The 6,583-nt window shown below is 51.6% G+C and carries 5 protein-coding genes; all 5 read left to right on the forward strand.

The features are described 5' to 3' along the window. The first annotated feature begins 146 nt into the window (after positions 1-146). The gene (locus tag B5G10_RS12325; RefSeq protein WP_087425028.1) at positions 147-1,466 is read left to right on the forward strand and encodes a TolC family protein; all 1,320 of its coding nucleotides are present in this window, start codon (positions 147-149) and stop codon (positions 1,464-1,466) included. 13 nt (positions 1,467-1,479) lie between these two features. Next, on the forward strand, positions 1,480-2,535 hold the full coding sequence (locus B5G10_RS12330; protein ID WP_087425029.1) for an HlyD family secretion protein: 1,056 nt from the start codon (positions 1,480-1,482) through the stop codon (positions 2,533-2,535). After that, positions 2,519-4,123 carry a hypothetical protein gene (locus B5G10_RS12335; protein ID WP_087425030.1) on the forward strand — a complete coding sequence of 535 codons (1,605 nt, stop codon included), beginning with the start codon at positions 2,519-2,521 and terminating at the stop codon, positions 4,121-4,123. Before B5G10_RS12330 ends, B5G10_RS12335 begins: the two co-directional genes overlap by 17 nt. 414 nt (positions 4,124-4,537) lie before the next feature. Beyond that, complete coding sequence (locus B5G10_RS12340) at positions 4,538-5,875, forward strand: cytidylate kinase family protein (protein ID WP_087425031.1); 1,338 nt, start codon at positions 4,538-4,540, stop codon at positions 5,873-5,875. Between the two features lie 22 nt (positions 5,876-5,897). Beyond that, positions 5,898-6,467 (forward strand): DUF6642 family protein, encoded by a 570-nt coding sequence (locus B5G10_RS12345; protein WP_087425032.1) that lies wholly within the window; start codon positions 5,898-5,900, stop codon positions 6,465-6,467. Positions 6,468-6,583: the final 116 nt, after the last annotated feature.

Here is a 6,583-nt window from a genome sequence, read left to right on the forward strand (position 1 = left end):
TCATAGAATGAAACTTATTGACGAATATATATCAAGACATTATTGAGGATTATCCTGAATTTTGTCGACTAGGAAGTTTTTCAACTGGTTTCATCCTGAATTTTGTCGACTAGGCCAAATTTTTAATTCATAAATTCTTTTTACGAATGAACAAATTCTATTTGTCCATAGCGGTGCTGTGCGCATCGTTATGTGCAGGTGGCGCATGTGCTCAGGAGCCGGTCCGTCGGGTGTTTACACTGGACGAGATTTTCGACCTGGCCGATCGCAACAGCAAGACACTGCGCCCCTCGTTTACAGCAATCGATGAGGCCCACGAGGCGGTGAGAGTCGCCAAAAACGACCGCTTGCCCGACATAGATGCCTCGCTTTCTTTCAGTTATTTGGGCGACGGAACCCTGATGGAGCGTGATTTCACGCAGGTCGAACGGGCGCCGATGCCTCACCTGGGGAATAATTTTGCGCTGGAGGTTTCGCAAATCATCTATTCGGGTGGAGCCGTTTCGAACGGTATCGCCATAGCGCAGTTGCAGGAGCAGAATGCCCGGCTCGACTGGGCCAAAGACCGCAACAAGGTGCGTTTCCTGCTGGCGGGTTACTACTTCGACCTGTTCAAGCAGCTCAATCTGATTAAGGTTTATGAGCAGAATATCGAGCAGACCAAACAGTTGCTCAAGGATATACGGGCCAAACAGGGCGAGGGTCTGGCGTTGAAAAACGACATTACCCGCTACGAGTTGCTGCTCTCGGACCTCGAGTTTACTGTCGTGCAGATCAAGAACACGCTGGGTATTCTCAACCGCAACCTGGTTACCAACCTGGGGCTCGACGAGTCGGTATGGATCGAGCCCGACACTACCCTGCTGTCGCGCACCCTGCCCATGGGCGATGCGGCCTACTGGCAAAACGAGGCGATGGAAAACTCGCCCGAGCTGAAGCAGTTGGCTCTGGCCGTGCAGATGAACAGGCATCAGGATAAAATCGTGAAGTCCGACCGCCTGCCCAAGATTGCCCTCATGGCCGGCAACCACTTCGACGGCCCCATCACCATCGAGGTGCCTCCCATCAACAAGAACTTCAACTACTGGTATGTGGGCGTGGGGGTGAGCTACAACCTGGCCTCGCTCTACAAGACCAACAAGGCGGCCAGCCGCAGCAAGCTGACCCTGCGCCGCACGCAGGAGCGATATGACGACGCGAGTGAGCAGACCGGCCTGGCCGTGCAGGCGGCCTATGTGCGCTATATCGAGGCATACGAACAGCTGGTTACCCGCAAGAAAAACGTAGAGCTGGCCGGCCAGAACTACGCCGTCATCGCCAACCGCTACAAAAACGAGCTTGCGCTCATCACCGATATGCTCGATGCGAGCAACTCCAAACTCTCGGCCGAGGTGCAACTGGCCAATGCGCAGATAGACATCGCTTTCAATTATTACAAACTTCTTTATTTAACAGGTACATTATAAATCGTTTACAGTCATGAATAAGAGATCTCGCAGAATAGTATTCAACGTCATCGCCATCACGTTGTTGGTGATAGGTTTCGTGTGGGTTTGTTCGCACTTCGTCCATCTGGGGCGTGTCGAATATACCGACAATGCGCAGGTGCGCCAACACATCGTGCCGGTGAACAGCCGGTTGCAGGGCTTTATCAAAAAGATTTATTTCGAGGAGTATGAGCCGGTGCACAAGGGCGACACGCTGTTGCTTATTGAGGATGCCGAGTTCCGCCTGCGGGTAGCTCAGGCCGAGGCCGACTACCAGAATGCGCTGGCCGGCCGCAGTGCCATGGGTACGGCCGTATCGACGGCCCACAACAATCTGGCCGTGTCGGATGCCGGTATCGAGGAGGCCGAGGTGCTGCTGAAAAATGCCGAGAAGGATTATGAACGTTACAAGAAGTTACTCTCCGAAGAGGCAGTCACTCAACAACAGTACGACGGGGTGAAGACCAACTATGAGGCCTTGAAGGCCAAGTATGAGATGCTGGTGCGGCAGAGACGTTCGGCCTCGCTGGTGAAGGATGAGCAGTCGCAACGTCTCAACCAGAACGAAGCTGCCGTGGCTGTGGCCGAGGCGGCTCTCGACTTGGCCAACCTGAACTTGTCGTACACGGTGGTGCTGGCTCCCTGTGACGGGGTGACTTCGCGAAAGACCATTCAGGAGGGGCAGCTCATCCAGCCGGGTCAGACTCTGGTGTCGATTGTCGATGAGACCGAGAAGTGGGTGGTGGCCAATTACAAAGAGACCCAGACGGCCCATATTGCCGACGGGATGCCGGTCGATATGACCATCGATGCCATTCCCGGGGTGGTGTATAAAGGTCGTGTGCAGTCGATTTCGAAGGCTACGGGAGCCCAGTATTCGCTGGTACCCCAAGACAATTCGGCCGGCAATTTCGTAAAGGTCGAGCAGCGCATCCCGGTGCGTATCGTTTTCACCGAGGAGAACACGCCCGAGAGCATGAACAAGTTGCGGGCCGGACTGAATGTAGAGTGTGAGGTAAACTATCGCGACCATGACTCCGCTCGATGATCTCATGCGCCGGGTACCCGCCTTCAAGGAGTGGGTGCCCATGTGGGCGCGGGTGCTTTCGTTTCTTTTCTGCATCCTGGTATTTCAGTGCTCGGGGGGCATTTATCTGGCCTCGGTGAGCGAGATGGTGGGAGCCACGGCACTCATACAGGAGGATATCCTCATGGCCGGGTATGCCTCGTTCATAGGCATGACGATGATATTCCCCATCCTGTTCCGCCTGAAGTTCCGCTTCCCCTCGCGTACCATTCTGCCGGTAGTGGCCATCGGGCTCATCGTGGGCAATATCATCACCATGAGCACCCGCAGTCTGCCGGTGTTGGCGGTGACCTGCTTCTTCACGGGAGCCCTGCGCATGTGGGGAACCTTCGAGTGCTTCTCGTCGATACAGCTGCGCATCACCCCGACGCGAAATTTTGCCGTATTCTTCCCGGTCATCTACCTCACGGTATTTGGCTGCATACAATTCTCGGGGTTGGTCACCACCTACCTCACCTACTTTTACAGCTGGCACTACATGCACTACCTGGCTGTAGGGCTGTTGCTGGTGGTGATTGTCCTCTCGCAGTGGCTGTTGCGCAAGTTCTATCTGCGTCCGCCGCTGCCTCTCTTCGGCATCGACTGGTTGGGAGCCGTGCTCTGGAGCGTGGTGTTGCTGCTCATCGCCTTTGCCTTTAACTACGGCGACTATTACGACTGGTTCGACTCGCCCTACATACGGTTGGCGCTGGTGTGTGCGGCTCTGTTTCTCTTCTTGAGCCTGCAACGCATGTGGCACATACGTCACCCCTATATCGAACCCGAGACCTTCAAGTACCGGAATTTTGGTACGGTGGTGCTCCTCTTCTTCGCCCTCAATTGCCTGTCGGCTACCTCGACGGTGCTGCAAGGAGCTTTTACGGGAGGCATCCTCCACTACGATTCGCTCAATGCCATCTCGCTCAACATGCCCGGTCTGCTGGGTGTCGTAGCCGGGGCACTCTTGTCGCTGCTGCTCCTGGCCCGCTGGCAGATGAGTTACAAGATGGTGACTTTCATCGGGTTTGTGTTGATGGTGGCCTATCAGTTGGTCATGTATTTCATCATCTCGCCCGACATGAATATCGAACGGCTCTATCTGCCGCTCTTCCTGAAAAATGCAGGCAACGTGATGATATATGTGGTGCTCACCACCTATCTGTCGCAAATCGTGCCTTTCAAACACTTCTTCCAGGCTCTCTGTGCCGTGGGGTTTGTGCGCGAGGGCATTGGCGGGCCCATTGCTTCGGCTGCGGTAGGGCGAGTATTCAAGCTGACCATGCAGAGCAACTACTACACGTTGGGCGGTGTGCTCGACGCGGTGAATCCGCTCACCGGGGAGGTCCCCTTCTCGGCCTACTTCGGCGAGTTGCAGCGTCAGGCAATGCTGGTCTCGATCAAGCAAGTATTTGGCTATGCCGTTTTGCTGGGCATTTTGTTCCTCATCCTGATACTCTTTACCCGCTATGCCCGCATCACTCATCGAGTCAAGCTCTTCAGGGTTCCGGTTGTGGGCCGACTTTTTGCCATCAACCTCTCGCGCGAGCGTTTGGAGGAAGCCGAAAGGTAGTCTTGTCGGATCGTTCCGAAAAAACACAGCCCGCCTCAAGCGGGCTGTGTGCGTAATCGGGGGAAAGGGGACAACCCCCGTTACGCCGGGCCATTGATTCAGGTTGTCCGACAAATATATATTCCTGTTTATCTTCTTTTTGTATATGAATTACAGATAGATATACCATTTCTACCGATGCTCGGACTTCCTGGATAAAAGCCGTCGAAGAGGCTGGTTTGACCAACAATGAGTGATACCTTTGAGGGGAGGTGTGGATAAAGAAAAGCTCCCTTTTTCTTGTCATGTATCGGAGGAACCTTCTTGGGCAGCCCTGTGAATTCAAGTTTAAATAAGTTTAAAGCCATCGTGCCTGCCCGCTATATAGGCTAAAATTTGTGTAATTTCATGGTCGATTTGAAATATTTGCTAATCATGAACGAGAAGAGGAGTAAGGCAGAGTGGCTGCGGCGCTATGCCAGTTTTATAGTTACTCTTTTTGTAATCGCTTTCGGTACCTCCTTGTCTATACGGGCCAATCTGGGCTCGTCTCCTATTTCGGCTCCCCCCTATATCTTGTCATTGGTCCCGGGTGTCAATCTCACGATGGGGCAACTCACCATCTGCATGCACGTGTTTTTCATCACCATTCAGATTTTGTTGCTGCGCAAGAATTTCGAAGCCCGGCAATACACCCAGATTCTGGTCTCTTTCCTGTTTGGCTTTTATACCGATCTTACCATGTGGATGACCGGTTTTCTGCAAATCCCGTTCGACATCAACCCCATGATAGGTTATCCGCTGCGATTTATCGAGCTACTTATTGGTGGAGCCGTGCTGGCATTCGGCATTGCCTGCGAAGTGCGATGCGACTCGCTGATGCTGGCCGGTGAAGGTCTGCCGTTGGCCATATCGAAGTTCTTGAAAAAAGACTTCGGCAAGGTGAAAATCTGTTCCGACACCTCGCTGGTGATCATCGGCACGGTGTTCATGTTTATCTTCTTTGGCCGGTGGAGCTGGGAGATGGTAGGCGTGGGAACACTCGTATCGATGTTTTATGTAGGCTTTATGGTGCGGGTATTTGCCCCGCATATCGCCTGGCTCGACCGCATCTTTATTCCCAAGGCCGAGCGACAGGCCGCTGCCGCTGTGGCTGCCGACGAATGGAGCGGCAACCGCATCATCACCATCGCCCGCATGTATGGCAGTGGCGGTAATGCCGTGGGCGAGGAGGTAGCCCGTCGGTTGGGTTGCCCCTGCTATAACCGTCAGATTATCGACCAGACTGCCCGGGAGATGGGCTACTCGACCGACTTCGTGGCCAAGAACGAACAGAATCTTCCCACCAGTCGGCTGTGGGAACTGATATTTGCCGACAGTGGTATCCCTGCCTCGATGAACCCCTCGAAAGACGATGCCATCTATGTGAACCAGAGCCGCACCATCCGTGAGCTGGCTCACAAGGGCGAGTGTGTCATCATCGGTCGGTTGGGCAACTGGATACTCCGCGACGACCCCCATGTGCTGCGGGTTTTCATCACCTCGGGGCGCGACTTTGCCGTGAAACAACTGGTCGATAAACTTCATATGGATGCCGACGAGGCTGCCCGCAAAATCGAGCGGGTGAATACCGGTAAGGCCAATCACTACTGGCACTACACCGGCCACCAATGGACCGATATTGCCGGTTACGATTTGGTAATCAATACCGAACGCACGGGTATCGATGGTGCCGTGGATATGATTCTGCGAGCCTTCAAGAATGTGAAGTAGTATTTTTGAAAAAGAGAAGAAAATGAAAGATGGAATAATTTGTATAGAAACAGAGTGGGAGCATACGGTAAAGGGGAATAGAATAGCATTACATACCGAGTCTCTTTTATCATTTCTTGAGAAATCCTGGAATTGTAATGTAATCTATCGGAGAGTCGCTACAAAGGCTGAGCTTCAGTATTATTTAGATAGATTTAGAAACGTAGAATATGGAGATTATTCAATATTCTATTTGTCATTTCATGGAGATACACATTCTATATCATTAGAGGGAGAGAAAAGAGATGATAAGATTGTAACTCTAAAGGATTTATCTATAATGGCAAAAGGACTGTTTACCAATAAATTTGTTCATTTCAGTAGTTGTAGAACTTTACTGGGCAGTAGTAGGGAGATAGAAAATTTTAAATCTGATACTGGAGCTTCTTATGTTTCAGGTTATACCAAATCTGTTGATGGTATATTGAGTGCGATTAACGACATTGCTTATTTTGATCAGATATTCAGATATAAAAAGAAGAAGGCATTGGTTACTACATCTATGGAAAAGTATTATCTAGGTCTTGATGAGAAATTAGGATTTAAAATATAGGCCTAGTCGACAAAATTCAGGATGAAACCAGTTGAAAAACTTCCTAGTCGACAAAATTCAGGATAATCCTCAATAATGTCTTGATATATATTCGTCAATAAGTTTCATTCTATGAG

This window comes from Barnesiella sp. An55 (genome assembly GCF_002161555.1).
Lineage (GTDB): Bacteria > Bacteroidota > Bacteroidia > Bacteroidales > Barnesiellaceae > Barnesiella > Barnesiella merdipullorum.